The 16,170-nt window shown below is 32.9% G+C and carries 12 protein-coding genes; 11 read left to right on the top strand and 1 reads right to left on the bottom strand.

The window, feature by feature from the left end:
• Positions 1-92 precede the first annotated feature (92 nt).
• From G558_RS0106780 to G558_RS0106770, 3 genes are all read left to right on the top strand, one after another.
• On the top strand, positions 93-1,142 hold the full coding sequence (locus G558_RS0106780) for an IS30 family transposase (protein WP_028829507.1): 1,050 nt from the start codon (positions 93-95) through the stop codon (positions 1,140-1,142).
• A gap of 175 nt (positions 1,143-1,317) precedes the next feature.
• Positions 1,318-2,004, top strand: a complete 687-nt coding sequence (locus G558_RS0106775) for a response regulator transcription factor (protein ID WP_028829506.1) — start codon at positions 1,318-1,320, stop codon at positions 2,002-2,004.
• Positions 1,997-3,355: a sensor histidine kinase gene (locus tag G558_RS0106770; protein ID WP_028829505.1), complete on the top strand. Its 1,359-nt coding sequence runs from the start codon at positions 1,997-1,999 to the stop codon at positions 3,353-3,355. Before G558_RS0106775 ends, G558_RS0106770 begins: the two co-directional genes overlap by 8 nt.
• A 59-nt stretch (positions 3,356-3,414) precedes the next feature.
• On the opposite strand, the gene fba is transcribed toward G558_RS0106770, so the two are convergent.
• Positions 3,415-4,356: a class II fructose-1,6-bisphosphate aldolase gene (gene fba, locus G558_RS0106765; protein ID WP_028829504.1), complete on the bottom strand. Its 942-nt coding sequence runs from the start codon at positions 4,354-4,356 to the stop codon at positions 3,415-3,417.
• A 229-nt stretch (positions 4,357-4,585) separates the two neighbouring features.
• Here fba and G558_RS0106760 point away from each other — a divergent pair, with 229 nt between their 5' ends.
• The 8 genes from G558_RS0106760 (at position 4,586) to G558_RS0106725 (ending at position 16,081) form a co-directional block, all read left to right on the top strand.
• On the top strand, positions 4,586-5,023 hold the full coding sequence (locus G558_RS0106760; protein WP_028829503.1) for a hypothetical protein: 438 nt from the start codon (positions 4,586-4,588) through the stop codon (positions 5,021-5,023).
• Between the two features lie 216 nt (positions 5,024-5,239).
• Entirely contained in the window at positions 5,240-5,731 is a 492-nt protein-coding gene (gene purE, locus G558_RS0106755; protein ID WP_028829502.1) for a 5-(carboxyamino)imidazole ribonucleotide mutase, read from the top strand.
• 62 nt (positions 5,732-5,793) lie between these two features.
• Positions 5,794-6,495, top strand: a complete 702-nt coding sequence (gene purC, locus G558_RS0106750; RefSeq protein WP_028829501.1) for a phosphoribosylaminoimidazolesuccinocarboxamide synthase — start codon at positions 5,794-5,796, stop codon at positions 6,493-6,495.
• A 1-nt stretch (position 6,496) separates the two neighbouring features.
• Entirely contained in the window at positions 6,497-7,843 is a 1,347-nt protein-coding gene (gene purF / locus G558_RS0106745; protein WP_028829500.1) for an amidophosphoribosyltransferase, read from the top strand.
• Between the two features lie 40 nt (positions 7,844-7,883).
• A complete protein-coding gene (gene purM, locus G558_RS0106740) occupies positions 7,884-8,921 on the top strand; it encodes a phosphoribosylformylglycinamidine cyclo-ligase (RefSeq protein ID WP_028829499.1) in 1,038 nt (345 codons plus the stop codon).
• A complete protein-coding gene (gene purN / locus G558_RS0106735) occupies positions 8,903-9,478 on the top strand; it encodes a phosphoribosylglycinamide formyltransferase (RefSeq protein WP_036931742.1) in 576 nt (191 codons plus the stop codon). Before purM ends, purN begins: the two co-directional genes overlap by 19 nt.
• Positions 9,479-9,512: 34 nt before the next feature.
• Positions 9,513-11,039 (top strand): bifunctional phosphoribosylaminoimidazolecarboxamide formyltransferase/IMP cyclohydrolase, encoded by a 1,527-nt coding sequence (gene purH, locus G558_RS0106730; RefSeq protein WP_028829497.1) that lies wholly within the window; start codon positions 9,513-9,515, stop codon positions 11,037-11,039.
• 23 nt (positions 11,040-11,062) lie between these two features.
• Positions 11,063-16,081 carry a phosphoribosylformylglycinamidine synthase gene (locus G558_RS0106725; RefSeq protein WP_028829496.1) on the top strand — a complete coding sequence of 1,673 codons (5,019 nt, stop codon included), beginning with the start codon at positions 11,063-11,065 and terminating at the stop codon, positions 16,079-16,081.
• The last annotated feature ends 89 nt before the right edge of the window (positions 16,082-16,170 follow it).

The raw sequence follows: 16,170 nt of genomic DNA, 5'->3' as shown, positions 1-16,170 counted from the left end.
CTAGTTTGAAAATTTGTATAAAAAAACCCATAGTGATCATTTCTGTGTTACGATAATTTCACCACAAAACATCGTCAGAAAGGATAATCACTATGGACTATACTAACTATAACACAGATTTTCGCAAGCATAAACACTTAAATGACTTCGAACGACATTCGATACAAATTCGACTTACAGAGGGCTGGTCTCCTTACAAAATTGCAAAATCGCTCGATAGAGCTCAAAATACAATCCTGAATGAAATACGTAAAGGGACTGTATCACAGTTAAAACACGGCAAAAAAATTGAACTGTATTTTTCAGATGCTGGTAAATCTATATACGAAAAAAATAGAAGGAATTGTGGACCAAAATTCCGACGTCTAATATGCAGTGATTTCATTGATTATGTCTGCGAAAAAATCAAAAATGATTCTTGGTCTGTTGACGCTTGTGTTGGTGAAGCTAAGTTAAATTCGAAGTTTCATAGGTCTAAGATGGTTTGTACAAAGACCTTGTATAACTATATTGATTTGGGTTTGCTTACCTTGAAAAATATAGATCTGCCAATGAAGTTAAGACTAAGTACAAAGAAAAAACGTGTTCGTGCTAACAAAAGAAATCTTGGCAGAAGTATATCTGAGCGCCCTGAACATATCGCTAATCGCGAAGAATTTGGCCACTGGGAAATTGATACTGTTATTGGCTCAAAAACAAATGATGACGATGTACTTCTAACTATCGCGGAGCGAAAGACTAGAAAATTCATCATTTTTAAAATTCCAAGCAAAACATCTACTTCAGTCAATTCAGGTATTCACAATATAAAACTTATGTTTGGAGAAAAATTTAATGATGTTTTCAAAACCATTACCAGTGATAATGGTCAAGAATTTTCAGCCCTTTCAAATCTAGAAGAAAATAATGGTCCTAAAATATACTTTACTCATCCGTACTCATCGTTTGAGAGGGGTACGAATGAACGTCATAATGGACTTATTCGAAGATTTATACAAAAAGGCGAAAGAATTGATTCTTTTAGCACGAATTACATTGAATTTATTGAAGATTGGAGCAACAGTCTCCCACGTAAAATACTTGGTTACAAGTCTCCAGATGAACTTTTTGAAGATCATCTAGACATCATATATGCAGTTTAATTAACTTAACAGAAAATCGCTGAAGTTAACTAGTTCAATTTAATATTGCAATTTGGGGAAAATATAAAACATTAATTTTTTACAAAAAACTCATTAATTTTATTTCAAAATATGTAATAATAAGATTATAGGTAATTGTATGTTTTAAAAATATTGAATTGCCAGAGAGGGTCTTATGAAAAAAATATTAGTAGTTGATGATGAAAAGAGAATACGAGAAATTATCGTTATGTATTTAATAAAAGAAGGCTATGAAGTAATTGATTTTGATAATGCAGAATCTGCATACGAATATTTTAAATTAAATGGAGCCGATTTAATTGTACTCGATATTATGATGAGAGGCACAAATGGTCTGGATTTGTGCAAAAAAATAAGGAAAGACAGTGATGTTCCAATAATATTTGTATCAGCAAGAAATGAAGAACTTGACAGAATTCTGGGCTTGGAGCTTGGAGCTGATGATTATCTCTCTAAGCCATTTAGCGTCAGAGAGCTGATAGTAAGAATAAAAAACATTTTGAAGAGAATTGATAACCAATGTTCTACAAAAGAAGAAGTCATGCTTAAGCTCAAAGAATTAAGTATATTTCCAGAACAGCGAATAGCAAAAATATCGGATAAAGAGATTGCGCTTACGACAAAAGAGTATGAAGTTATAAAATATCTGGTAGAAAACAAAGGCTATCCCTTATCTAGAGACAAGATAATACAAAATATATGGGGGTATGAATACGACGGCTACGACAGAAATGTGGATGATACAATTAAAAGGCTACGAAAAAAACTTAAAGAATCTGGATCAAGTGTCGAAATACAAACGGTATGGGGGTTTGGTTATAAGGTAATGAACGATGAGTAAGATTGGGAAAAAAATAATATTTAGTTATATTGTGATTGTAATATTCACTATTACTACCAGTTTAAGTATTACAAAAATCAATTTTACAGAAAATCTTAATAATCAGATACTTAGAGATCTGCAAAGTGATGCTAACGTTATTGCTCAGCAGATAGAAAATAACTTGACAAGTTATCAAAGCATTTATTCTCTTTTTGGAGAAAAGATAACTCTAGAAGATATATTTCCCAATGATGCAGTATTTAGATATTCTGTAAGATTTGCATCAACAAATATTCTGGTATTGGATAATGAAAGAAAAGTAATATACCAGTCATGGAAAAAGGAATCTGATTTTCAAGATTTTTCGGTAGGTAGTTTTGATGAAAATCAGTATTTTGTACATGAAACCAAAATTCTAGATAAAGATTCTGAAATAATCGGATATTTGCTTGCAATGGCAAAAAAAGAGGACACGGGTTTAATTAATGCTCTTATAAACAAAGCGGCTATTGTAGGATTTGCAATGTCACTGATAATATCTATAATCATTGCATTTATATTTGAGCGGAATTTGATAAATCCTATAAACAGATTAAAACATAATATTTCCAAATTCAAGATCAGCGGAGAAAATCAATGGGAAGCTATTAATACAAAAGATGAGATTGCTGATTTGAATACAGATTTTAAGAATATGGCACAAAATCTTGTCAAGTATGATCGCCAGCAAAAGGATTTTTTTCAAAATTCATCTCATGAATTAAAAACGCCGCTGATGTCCATACATGGTTATGCAGAAGCTATAAAAGATGGTGTTGTTCCACCAGAAGAGATAATTTCAAGTTTAGATATCATAATTGAGGAGACTAACAAACTCGCGGATATAGTAAATGACATAATGTATTTAACCAGACTTGATGATAAAACTGATTTCAAAGAAAAACATATAGAAATAAGCTTGAAAGAGTTTATAGATGAAATCTTACCTAAATTTGATATTATATTAAGCGAAAGAAATATTGTTGTTAAAAATAATGTTGAATCAGACATAAAAGTAAGAATGGAAGAAGAACACCTTTTCAGAATTTTTACCAACTTGATTTCAAACTCTTTACGGTATGCATCTTCTGAAATTATAATAGAATCAGAAACTAAGAATGGTTTAATTATTAGATTGTATGATGATGGACACGGCTTTGAAGAAAAAGAGATACCGCATGTGTTTGAAAGATTTTTTAAAGGTTATAATGGGAAAACGGGACTGGGCCTTGCCATAGTTAAAAGTACCATAGAAAACTATAATGGCAGTGTAAAGGTATACAATAAAGCAAATGCGGGTGCGTGCGTGGAAATAAGATTTAATAAATAAAAATGGATTGTCCTTTCATATAATATGATGGACAATCCATTTTTATTTATTTTTTTATATTATTTAAGTTTTAATGCTGAACCAGTACTTCCAAATACTTGGCTAATTTTATGTCTTACAATTTCTTCTATTGCATCTCTACCGGGACCAAGATATTTTCTAGGGTCAAATTCTTTAGGATTTTCGATCATAACTTTTCTTATAGCAGCAGTCATTGCCATTCTTAAATCAGTATCTACATTGATTTTACAAACTCCAAATTTTGATGCTCTGTTAAGCATTTCTTCTGGGACACCTTTTGCACCAGGAATTTGACCACCGTACATGTTGCACATTTCAAGATATTTTGGAATAACTGAAGATGCTCCATGTAGTACAAGGGGGAAATTTGGCAGCATGTTTGAAATTTTCTCAAGTCTGGCGAAATCAAGACTTGGCTCTCCTGTAAACTTATATGCACCATGGCTTGTACCTATAGCGATAGCAAGAGAATCGATCCCCGTACGCTCAACAAATTCTACAGCTTGATCAGGATTAGTGTAAGTTGCATCTTCTATACTTACATTGACTTCGTCCTCAACTCCAGCAAGCTTTCCAAGTTCAGCTTCTACTGTGACATTTCTCTCATGTGCATAATCAACAACTCTTTTTGCCATCTCTATATTTTGTTCAAAAGGAAGAGCTGAACCATCAATCATAACTGATGAAAATCCATCATCAATACAAGATTTACATAATTCGAAACTGTCACCGTGGTCAAGATGAAGAACTATAGGAAGATTCGTTTCTTCTATCGCAGCTTCCACAAGCTTTCTTAAATATATAGGATTTGCATACTTTCTTGCTCCAGCTGAAACCTGAAGAATAACAGCAGATTCTTCTTTTTTTGCAGCAGCGACTATACCTTGGATAATTTCCATATTGTTTACGTTAAAAGCTCCTATTGCATATTTACCTTCATACGCGTTTTTGAATATTTCTCTACTATTCATTAATGGCATTTTTTTCCTCCTGTTTTCTAATATATAAAATTGATATTATACCAACAATAAGAGCTTAGAATGGCCCTTAACCCTATTATATAATCTTTATCCTAAAATGAAAAGAACAAAATATATATACCATAATTATGTGAGGAAAAAAATAAATAAAATAATTTTCATAAGATATTGAAAATTCTGCAAAATTGGCTTATAATGATTGTAAATTAGGTCTATAGGAGGTACGAAAATGATATCGTTTATAGAATATGTAAAAATAAATATAAAAAAATTATCGATTAGACAAATTGTTATGTACGCTTTAATGGAAACTATTCTTTTATTATTGTTTGGGATAATTTTATCTGTTATTAACATCAACATTAAAATATATATACCAGATTATATATTTATAATTGTTACTGTAGAAATTTTTGAAATGATTTCAGCTATAAAAAAAACAATTACAGTTAAAAAAGAGCTTTTTTTAGAAATATTGTTTTGGTTGAAATTTACAATTTTCTCAGTAATATCATATATCTACATACTTATTATTTTACAAATGCCTTTATTTGACACTCAGTTGTTTTTGTTTAATAATCTTAAATTTACAACTTTAATAACTATGGTCCTGATGGCAGGCTTGGATTCTTTATTAGATTTGATATACGACAATGAAGAAGATTAAATTTATAATTATAAACTCAAGTGCTGACATTAAATTTAATGTCAGCACTTTTTAAGACAATGAATTTAAATAAGGTATTTAAATTCATAAAATCTATTGAAAAAAATTCAAAATAATGATAAAGTGTGAATGTAAGGGTTTTGTTTTAGTTTATAATTCGATATATTTCGAATTATAAACCTGTTATAATTTATTTTAGTTCGAAAAGGAGATGTTATGAAAATTTCATTAATTTTAGGATCTGTGTCTGATTACTCTAAAGTCAAAGAAGCCTGCGATTTTTTTAAAAAATTAGATGTGCAATATGAACTGAGAGCACTTTCTGCGCACAGAGCGAGCGAGGAACTGGACAAGTATATAACTGAAAACGACAAAGACGTAAGTGTATATATAGCAGCGGCTGGAAAAGCTGCACATCTTCCTGGTGTTATCGCTTCAAAAACAATAAAACCAGTTATTGGAATTCCTTTAAAATCATCTGCACTCGAGGGTATGGATGCACTCTTATCAATTGTTCAAATGCCTTCAGGGGTTCCGGTAGCGACAGTTGCTATAGATGGAGCAAAAAACGCTGCAATTTTAGCATGTCAGATACTGTCAATTTCGGATAAAAACATTGAGAACAAATTAAAAGAATATAAGTCTGAGATGACCAGACAAGTTTTGGAAGCAGAAAAAAAATTATTAAAAGAAATTGAAATGATATAGACTTATAAAATATAAAAATGCAATGTTAAATATAAAGTTTGATTTTGATTAAGGAGTCTAAAATGGATAAAATGTTATATGAAGGTAAAGCAAAACAAGTGTTTTTAACTGAAAATGAAAACGAGTATCTAATTCACTATAAAGACGATGCTACGGCTTTCAATGGCGAGAAAAAAGATATTATAATGGGAAAGGGTGAACTTAATCTAGCCATATCTACTGTCATATTTGAAATGCTTGAAAAAAGTGGCATTAAAACTCATTATATAAAAACTGTAAATAAAAGAGATATGATTGTTAAAAAAGTTACTATACTTCCTCTGGAAGTTATTATAAGAAATATAAGTGCAGGGTCTATATGCAAAAGGCTTGATCTTGAAGAAGGCATCCAGTTTAAAGAACCTATATTTGAGATTTGTTATAAGGACGATAAGCTTGGGGATCCTCTAATTAATGATGACCATGCTGTTGCTTTAAATTTAATTGAAAGAAGTGAATTAAAACAGATTAAAAAGGTAACATTAGAGATAAATAAACTTCTTATTGAATTCTTTAAGAAAGTTGGCTTGAAATTAATAGATTTTAAAATAGAATTTGGAAAAACTATTGATGGAGAAATTATTCTTGCAGATGAGATATCTCCAGACACTTGCAGATTGTGGGATGTTAAAACTAACGAAAAGATGGATAAAGATAGATTTAGGAGAGATCTTGGAAATTTGATTGAAGGTTACGAGGAAGTCCTTAAAAGGATAAGAGGTTAAAATGTGTGGAATTATAGGTATATATAATAACTCAAATATTAATAAACAACTGTTTTATGGTTTAAACTGTTTACAACACAGAGGGCAAGAAAGTTGTGGAATGTCAATTTCTGACGGAGACAAGTTAATAAGAAGAAATGGCATGGGTCTTGTTATTGATGTTTTCAAACCTAACATCTTGGAAGAACTAAATGGAAATATTGGGATAGGCCATGTTAGATATTCTACAGCCGGTGGGTCATATGATTATAATACACAGCCACTTCTGGCATATACAAAAGGAGAACAGATATCGCTTTCGCACAACGGGAATTTAATAAACTATCAGATACTAAAAGCCAGACTTGAAGAAGATGGTATGATGTTTCAGACAACAATTGATTCTGAAGTAATCCTATATCTAATAACCAGATACAACAAAGGAGACATTGTTGAGGCAATAAAAGAGACAATGAAAAGAATAGTGGGTGCATATTCAATTGTTGTAATGCTTAAAGATAAACTGATAGCGGTCAGAGATCCACACGGTATAAGGCCTCTTGTTATGGGGAATCTTGAAAATGGGACAATTTTTGCATCGGAGAATGCTGCAATTGAGATACTTGGTGGAAACTTCACAAGAGATGTGGCGCCTGGAGAAATTGTAGTAGTTGACAAAGATGGAGAACATTCATATATGTTCGAACATAAAACCAAAAAAAGCCACTGTATATTTGAACATGTCTATTTTGCAAGAAATGACGCCACGCTTGATGATATAAATTCTTATATGTTCAGAAGAAGATCTGGTAAGATATTATGGAAAGAGGCTCCATGTGATGTAGATTTGGTTGTACCAGTGCCTGATTCTGGTTATCCATCAGCAATAGGTTATTCTCAAGAATCGGGAATTCCTCTGGCAGAGGGGCTTGTAAAAAACAGATATATGGGCAGAACTTTCATTAAACCTACTCAGGAAGAAAGAGAAATAGCTGTAAAACTAAAATTAAATCCTCTGTCACATGTAGTTAAGGATAAAAGAATTGTATTGATAGATGATTCAATTGTCAGGGGAACAACTTCAAGAAACTTAATACAGAACTTAAGAAACGCAGGGGCAAAGGAAGTGCACATGAGAATAACCGCTCCCCCTGTTAAATATTCTTGCTATTATGGCATAGATACTCCAAGCAGGAAAAATTTAATAGCTGCATCGATGAGTATTGATGAAATTAGAGAACTCATAGGAGCGGACAGTTTATCTTTTATATCCATTGATGGGATGACACAAGCAGCAAGAATAGGCGGAGAGAATCTATGTAAAGCTTGTTTTGACGGAGAATATCCTATTGACCCATGTTTAGTGTAAATTTAATATATAAACAAATTATTACTGTATGGAGGCAAATATGAAAATAAGCTATCAAGATTCAGGTGTTAATATAAGTGAAGGAAACAGAGCAGTCGAGCTAATGAAAAGCAAAGTTAAAGAGACATATATAAATGGTGTAATAGGAGAGATAGGACTGTTTGCGGGAGGTTTTTCTCTAAAAGAGTTCATGCACATGGAAGAACCAACCTTGTTAGCGTCAACAGACGGTGTGGGAACCAAGCTACTGATTGCTCAAAAAATGGATATTCATAACACTGTAGGAATTGACCTCGTTGCAATGTGTGTTAATGATCTTATCTGCCAGGGAGCTAAACCATTATTTTTCCTGGATTATATAGCAACAGGCAAAGTAGATGCGATGAGAATTGCTGATATTGTTGGCGGTATAGCCGATGGATGCAAAGAGTCCGGATGCGCCTTAATTGGGGGCGAAACTGCTGAAATGCCAGGATTGTACAGCGATGACGAGTATGATCTGGGAGGGTTTTCAGTTGGAATATTAGATAAAAAAGATATCATCGATGGTTCGGATATTTGCTCTGGTGATGCAGTAATTGGGATAGCGTCTTCGGGCCTGCATTCTAACGGATACTCTTTAGCTAGAAAAATATTTTTTGAACATCTGAATCTTAATACAGAAGATAAATTAGAAAATATGAGCGATACTATCGGAAACCTGCTCATAACACCTACCAAATTATATGTAAATACGATCTTGAACTTACTGGATAAGTTTAAGATAAAAGGCATAGCTAACATAACTGGTGGAGGACTCATCGAAAATGTTCCTCGTATACTTCCAGATACTTGCAAAGCTAAGATTTATGCTGACAAATGGACTCTTCCAGAAATATTCAAAAAAATCGTTGAATTGGATCTGGTAGAAAAAGATGAGTTATACAGAAGTTTTAATATGGGGATAGGAATGATTATAGTTGTTTCAAAAGAAATAGCTGATGATGTATGCGCATTTATAAATAAGGAAACCGGGGATAGTTCATTTATAATTGGTAATATAATTGCAGGTGAGAAATCATGCGAAATAATTCATTAAGGATTGCTGTACTTGTATCGGGAAGTGGCAGCAATCTTCAAGCGCTTATTGATGCTCAAAAGCAAGATTACTTTTTATCTGAAATCAAAATTGTCATTTCAAACAAAGCTGATTCTTTTGCACTCAAAAGGGCTGAAGACGCTGGGATAAAAACATATGTAATAAAGGACAATAAGGATTTGAGAAAACTTCTCATTGAAAACGACATCGATTTAATAGTGCTTGCGGGATATTTGAAAATAGTAAGCGAAGAAATACTTGAAGAATATGAAAACAGAATCATTAATATTCATCCATCTCTTCTGCCTAAATACGGTGGAAGAGGAATGTATGGTATTAATGTTCATAGAGCGGTTTTTGAATCAGGGGATAAAGAGAGCGGAGCAACTGTGCACAAAGTTACCAATGTTATTGACGGTGGGGAAATAATAATGCAAAACAAAACCGATATAAGTGATTGCAAATCTGCAGAAGAAATACAGAAAAAAGTTCTTAAAATAGAACATCAAATTTTGAAAAATGCAATAAAAATCATGGAGAGTAATTACAAAATATAATGTTAAGTTTTAATTGGAAGCAAGAGGTGTAAATATGAAAAGAGCGCTAATTAGTGTAACGGATAAGACTGGTATTGTAGAATTTGCAAGATCTTTGTCAGAGCTGGGATATGAAATTATATCTACAGGAGGTACTTTAAATGAAATATCAAAAAATGGAATTGCTGTAACTCCGATTGATAAGATTACAAATTTTCCTGAAATATTAGATGGCAGGGTAAAAACTTTGCACCCGATGGTTCATGGCGGACTCCTCTACAAAAGAGATAACCCCAGACATGTTGAAACTGCATCCAAACATGGGATTTCCCCAATAGACATAGTTGTAGTTAATCTTTATGATTTTGAAGGCTCTCTAAAATTAAATAAAGCTCATGAAGAGATGATAGAAAACATAGATATTGGCGGTCCTTCCATGATAAGGTCGGCGGCAAAAAACTATAAAGATGTACTTGTTGTTGTAGAGCCAAATGATTATGACAAAATAACAGATATGCTAAAAAATGAGAAAATAACACTTGAATTAAGAGAAGAGCTTGCTATGAAGGCATATTCAGCTACGGCTTACTATGACGCTATGATATCGAGGTATTTTATGTCTAAAACTGGAAAAGAATCTGACAGCGTGACTCTTGGATTCAAAAAAGTAGAAGAACTAAGATACGGAGAAAATCCTCATCAGGCAGCAAAACTTTACAATGATAATTTTGTAAATTCTTATTTTAGTAACTATAATCAATTAAATGGAAAAAATCTTTCTTTTAACAATTTAAATGATTTAAATACAGCAGTTGAATTATGTGCAGAATTTGACTCATCTAAAGGAGATTTTGCTGCCGTAGCCTTAAAGCATGCTACACCTTGCGGGGTAGCACTTGGAAATACTCCTTTTGAAGCTTTTAAAAAAGCTTACGATGCCGACAAACTTTCTATATTTGGAGGGATTGTTGCAATGAACTCTATTGTAGATGCAGATACAGCTGCTCTGATGAGTGAAATTTTTTTAGAAGTAGTTGCAGCGCCGTCTTATACTGAAGATGCACTTGAAATATTAAAAAAGAAAAAAAATCTTAGGATACTTGAAATAGATGTCAAATTAAAAAAATCTGAATTTGACATAAAATACCTAAGCGGCAAAGTTTTGATCCAGGATACTGACAACATAAAAGATGAAAAGTTTGAATGTGTCACTTTGAAGAAAACTACTAAAGAAGAAGATAAAGACTTGATATTTGCAATGAAAGTTTGCAAATATGTTAAATCTAATGCTGTTGTTATTGCGAAAGACCTTGCTACAAGGGCAATCGGTGGAGGACAGACATCACGCATATGGGCACTTGACACTGCTATAAATAATTATTCAGATAAAAATTTCAGTGGATGCGTCTTGGCTTCTGATGCATTCTTCCCTTTTTCAGATTGTGTAGAGCTTGCAGCAGAGATAGGAATTACATCTATTATACAACCGGGAGGCTCTGTTAAGGATCAGATGTCTATAGACGAATGTAACAAAAGTGGAGTTTCAATGATATTTACAGGAACAAGACATTTTAAACACTAATATTAATAAACACTGGAGGAGTTATGAGAATACTTATAGTTGGCGGTGGAGCAAGAGAACATGCAATAGGCGAAGCTATCGTAAAAAACAAAAGAGTTAATGAGGTGTTTTTTGCTCCGGGAAATGCAGGATGCGGATTAATCGGCACGAATTTAAATATTAAAGCCGATGATGTAAATTCACTCCTTGATTTTGCATATAACAATTCTATTGATTTCACAATTGTTGGACCAGAGGATCCTTTGTGTCTGGGAATTGTAGATACTTTTGAAGCTCATGGACTAAAAATATTTGGCCCTTCAAAATCTGCTGCAATGCTTGAGGGCAGCAAATATTTTGCTAAAAAATTTATGATAAAAAATAATATACCAACAGCTGATTACTACAAGTCTGATAATTATGATGACTGCATTAATCATATAGATAAACTTATTAATGATATGGGGAAAGTTGTGTTAAAAGCAGACACACTCTGTCAGGGAAAAGGTGTGTATATTGCTGAAACTAAAGCAGAGGCTGAAGAATTTTGCAAAAAGGTTTTTATTGATAAAATATTTGGAGACTGTCCTATGGTAATTGAAGAATATCTGGATGGATTCGAGATGTCTTTATTATGTTTTGTAGATAATGACACTATAAAACCCCTGCCCACTGTAAAAGATCATAAAAAAATCTATGACGGTGAAAAAGGCTTGAATACAGGTGGAATGGGAACTTATTCACCAAATGCTCAAGCTGATGTATACCTTAGTGAAATTGAAACTGCTGTGCTTAAACCATTCCTTGAAGGCATAAAAAAAGACAATTTAGACTTTAGAGGAATAATATTCATAGGGTTCATGATAGGCAGTAAAGGCATAAAAGTGCTTGAATTTAATACCAGATTTGGAGATCCAGAAATACAGTCAGTTCTGCAAAGACTAGACACCGACCTGCTAGATATTATGGAGCACACTGCTAATTCAGATCTTAAAAATATTGATATGAAATTTAATGATAAAAAAGTAATCACATTGGTGCTTTCATCAGGTGGTTATCCTCAAAAATATGATACTGGCTTTGAAATAGAGGGTTTAGATAAGGTAACATCAAAGGTTTTTCACGCCGGAACTAAGTTGAAAGATGGAAAAATACTTACAAACGGAGGCAGAGTATTAAGTATTACGTCTGTAAAAGACAGTTTTGAAGAAGCTTTTGAAGAAATATATAAAGACTGTCAAATAATAAATTTTAATAAAAAATACTACAGAAGGGATATTTCACCATTGGTAAAAAGAATATATGTAGAAAAAAAAGAAGATTTTAACGAAGAGGGGAAACATCTGTTAAATGAACTAAAAGAGAGTAGCGGAATTGATCTTGATAATGTAAGGTGCCTTGTAAGATATGATATTGAAAACCTTACTGATGCTGAAATAATCAAAATTTCAGATACTATTCTCAGTGAAACTCCAGTAGACAACATTTACATGTTTGACGATGCTTTTTCTCTTCAAAAAGAATTCAAAAATCCACTGGTAATTGAGTATCATAAAGGACAGTTTGATCAAAGAGAGCAAGGACTTTTGGATACAATTGCAGTATCGATTGAAAAAAATGGAGTTTTGGCAAGATGTGCCAGAGTTTATGATTTTGTAACAGATTCAAAATTAAATAATAATCAGATGAAAAAGATTCAATCTATAATGATAAATCCAGTGGACCAGAAAAAAGGTAAGCTTTTTGAAATTCCAACTACCTTAAAAGATGAATTTAATATTAAACATACAAACGAATTTCATGAAAAATTTATAGAATTAGACGAAGCGGGTCTGGAATTGTTTATAGAGAATGAAAATCTCGCTATGAACTATGACGATATAAAATTTGTACAGGATTATTTTAAAGAAAATAAAAGAAATCCAAGTACAACAGAAATGTCAATTTTAGACACATATTGGTCTGACCACTGCAGACATACTACATTCAATACCATATTAGACAAAATTGAATTTGAAGAAGGTTTATCAGAACTAGATGCTACTATTAAAAAATCCTTCGAAGACTATACTGAAAACAGAAGTAAAATAGGGAGAACTAAGCCCATAACCCTAATGGATATGGCAACAATAGTCTCAAAACAAATGAGAAAAAACGCCATACTTGAAGATTTGGAAGTATCCGAAGAAATCAATGCATGCTCTGTAAAAATAAAAGTAAGAGTTGAGGATAAATTTACTAAAGAAGAAAAAATTGAAGACTATCTTCTTATGTTTAAAAATGAAACCCACAATCATCCAACTGAAATAGAACCTTTTGGAGGAGCTTCAACTTGTATAGGTGGCGCTATAAGAGACCCACTTTCAGGAAGATCGTATGTATATCAGGCTATGAGAGTGACTGGAAGTGCAGACCCAAGAGAAAGTATTGAAGACACTATAGAAGGCAAACTTTCGCAAAAAAAAATCACAGTAGATGCGGCCAGAGGATACAGTTCTTACGGTAACCAGATAGGAGTTGCCACAGGATTTGTAGATGAGATTTACCATAAAGGGTATAAAGCTAAAAGGATGGAAGTCGGCGCGGTAATAGGGGCAGCGCCAGCAGAAAATGTCAGAAGAGATTTTCCTGTCAAAGGAGATTTAATAATTCTACTCGGTGGAAGAACAGGAAGAGATGGCGTAGGTGGAGCCACTGGATCATCTAAGGAACATACCGAAAAATCCATAGAAATTTCTTCTGCAGAGGTTCAAAAAGGTAATGCTCCTATGGAAAGAAAGATACAAAGGTTATTCAGAAATGATAAAGCTGCTAAATTGATAAAGAAATGCAATGATTTTGGAGCAGGTGGAGTAAGTGTAGCAATTGGAGAATTGGCAGATTCTATTGAAATATACTTGGATAGAGTACCTTTAAAATACCAGGGACTTACGCCAAGAGAAATTGCGATTTCAGAATCACAAGAAAGAATGGCCGTGGTCATAGACAAGGATGACTTAGACCTGTTTTCCAAATTATGTTACGGAGAAAATCTGGAAATGACCCATGTTGCAACTGTTACAGATAGTGGAAAACTAACAATGACATATCAAAATGAGATAATAGTTGATATTGACAGAGAATTTCTGAATTCATCTGGAGTAGACAGAACCCAAAGTGTTGTAGTGCCTCTTAGCAGACCAGTTGAGTTTTTTAACAAAAAAAACATATCAGATAAAGCAGATAATCTTAATGATGAATTAGTAGAGTACTTTTCTGATTTAAATATTGCAAGCAAAAAAAATCTCGTTGAAAGATTTGATTCTTCAATAGGCAGAGGAAGTGTGCTAGTGCCATTGGGCGGGAAAAATCAGATAACTCCATCTCAGTCAATGGTAGCTCTGATACCTTCACTTAAGGGTGTAACTAAAACAGCAAGTATAATGTCATATGGATTCAATCCTTATCTGTCTGAAGAAAGTCCGTTTCTGGGTGCTTATTTTGCAGTGATAGAGTCAATTTCAAAAATTGCAGCAGCAGGTGGAGATGCCCTAAAGAGCAGACTTTCATTTCAAGAATATTTTGAAAGACTTGGAGGCGTTCCAGAAAAATGGGCAAAACCTTTTACAGCTCTTCTTGGAGCATATAAAATAACAAATGAATTAAATATACCTCCTATAGGAGGTAAAGATTCAATGTCTGGGACTTTCAAAGATCTAAATGTTCCTCCTACTCTTATCTCTTTTGCAGTAGCTACAGAAGACGTTGAAAATATAATAAGCCCTGAGCTTAAGGGCGGAATGAAACTTGGTGTAATAAAAACCGGTATGCTAAAGGATTACACTCTTGATACCCAAGAGTTTATAAAGAATCTTAATAACTTACGAAGTGAGATTCTTTGCGGCAATGTGGTATCGTGTTACGCTGTAAATCATAAGGGGATTTTACCTATGATACTGGAAATGTCTTTTGGAAATGATATATTATTTGAAATAAATACAGATACTTTGGCGGACTTATTTTTACCAGAATATGGAAGCTTTATAGTTGAGTATAAACATGATAATGATTTGATAAATCAGCTTGGAACAACTATGGAGCATGACCATAAAAATGCGTCTAAAGAATATGTTTCCAAGGTCAATGGAATAGCTATAGATGTAAATCAAATCAAAAGAACATATTTAGGTCAGTTAAATAAAATCTTTACTGGTGAAATTGATGTATCGAATAATTACAAGTTACAATCTGATATAGTTGAACAAGGGGTCTTATCAATTGATAAGTCAAAAATGAAATCCAAAAAAACTGTGGATATACCTAAAGTTGTTATACCAGTATTTCCAGGTACGAATTGTGAATGGGATACAGCCAGAGCATTTGAAGCAGAAGGAGCGGAAGTTGAGATAGTGGTCTTTAACAATTTATCTATTGATGATATTGATAAATCAGTTGAAAGATTAAAAAATGCTATAAAAGAATCTCAGATTTTGGTTTTCCCTGGAGGATTTAGCATGGGTGATGAGCCGGATGGATCTGGTAAATTTATTGCAAATGTAATAAGAAATCCAAAAATCACAAAAGCAATAGAAAAATTATTAAATGAAAATGATGGATTGATACTTGGAATATGCAATGGATTCCAGGCTCTGATAAAAACAGGGCTATTGCCTTATGGATCAGTAAACAAAATAAAAGAAGACACGCCGACTCTGACATATAACAATAATGGCAGACATATAGCACGAATAGTAGAAACAAGAGCCGTTAATGTTACTTCGCCTTGGACCCGAGACCTTTTAGAAAAAGAAGTATATAAAGTTCCCGTTTCCCACGGAGAAGGCAGGTTTATATGTAATGAAGAGATATACAAAGAACTTTCTAAAAATGGTCAGATTGCATTTTTGTATGAGGATAATCCAAATGGATCTTCATACAATATAGAAGGAATACTAAGCCCTTGTGGTAAAATTCTTGGAAAAATGGCTCACACAGAGCGTATAGATAAAAATCTTTACAAAAATATTCCAGGTATAATACCACAGCCAATTATCAGTTCTGGAGTAAGTTACTTTAAAAAATAATGAATAAACTATTATTTTATGTTAGAATGAAATATCTGGAGCAGACATATTATCTGCTCCAGAATTAAATAATTATAACAGGAGAAATA

Origin of the sequence: Proteocatella sphenisci DSM 23131 (assembly GCF_000423525.1) — a bacterium.
GTDB lineage: Bacteria > Bacillota > Clostridia > Peptostreptococcales > Filifactoraceae > Proteocatella > Proteocatella sphenisci.
This window is presented reverse-complemented; position numbering and strand designations above follow the sequence as displayed.

What these genes read in the sequence shown, in the direction of transcription:
- purH (WP_028829497.1), top strand. Translation starts at nt 9,513, where the DNA reads ATGAAAAGAGCGCTAATTAGTGTAACGGATAAGACTGGTATTGTAGAA.
- purN (WP_036931742.1), top strand. Translation starts at nt 8,903, where the DNA reads ATGCGAAATAATTCATTAAGGATTGCTGTACTTGTATCGGGAAGTGGC.
- purM (WP_028829499.1), top strand. Translation starts at nt 7,884, where the DNA reads ATGAAAATAAGCTATCAAGATTCAGGTGTTAATATAAGTGAAGGAAAC.
- G558_RS0106770 (WP_028829505.1), top strand. Translation starts at nt 1,997, where the DNA reads ATGAGTAAGATTGGGAAAAAAATAATATTTAGTTATATTGTGATTGTA.
- purC (WP_028829501.1), top strand. Translation starts at nt 5,794, where the DNA reads ATGGATAAAATGTTATATGAAGGTAAAGCAAAACAAGTGTTTTTAACT.
- purE (WP_028829502.1), top strand. Translation starts at nt 5,240, where the DNA reads ATGAAAATTTCATTAATTTTAGGATCTGTGTCTGATTACTCTAAAGTC.
- purF (WP_028829500.1), top strand. Translation starts at nt 6,497, where the DNA reads ATGTGTGGAATTATAGGTATATATAATAACTCAAATATTAATAAACAA.
- G558_RS0106775 (WP_028829506.1), top strand. Translation starts at nt 1,318, where the DNA reads ATGAAAAAAATATTAGTAGTTGATGATGAAAAGAGAATACGAGAAATT.
- G558_RS0106760 (WP_028829503.1), top strand. Translation starts at nt 4,586, where the DNA reads ATGATATCGTTTATAGAATATGTAAAAATAAATATAAAAAAATTATCG.
- G558_RS0106780 (WP_028829507.1), top strand. Translation starts at nt 93, where the DNA reads ATGGACTATACTAACTATAACACAGATTTTCGCAAGCATAAACACTTA.
- G558_RS0106725 (WP_028829496.1), top strand. Translation starts at nt 11,063, where the DNA reads ATGAGAATACTTATAGTTGGCGGTGGAGCAAGAGAACATGCAATAGGC.
- fba (WP_028829504.1), bottom strand. Translation starts at nt 4,356, where the DNA reads ATGCCATTAATGAATAGTAGAGAAATATTCAAAAACGCGTATGAAGGT.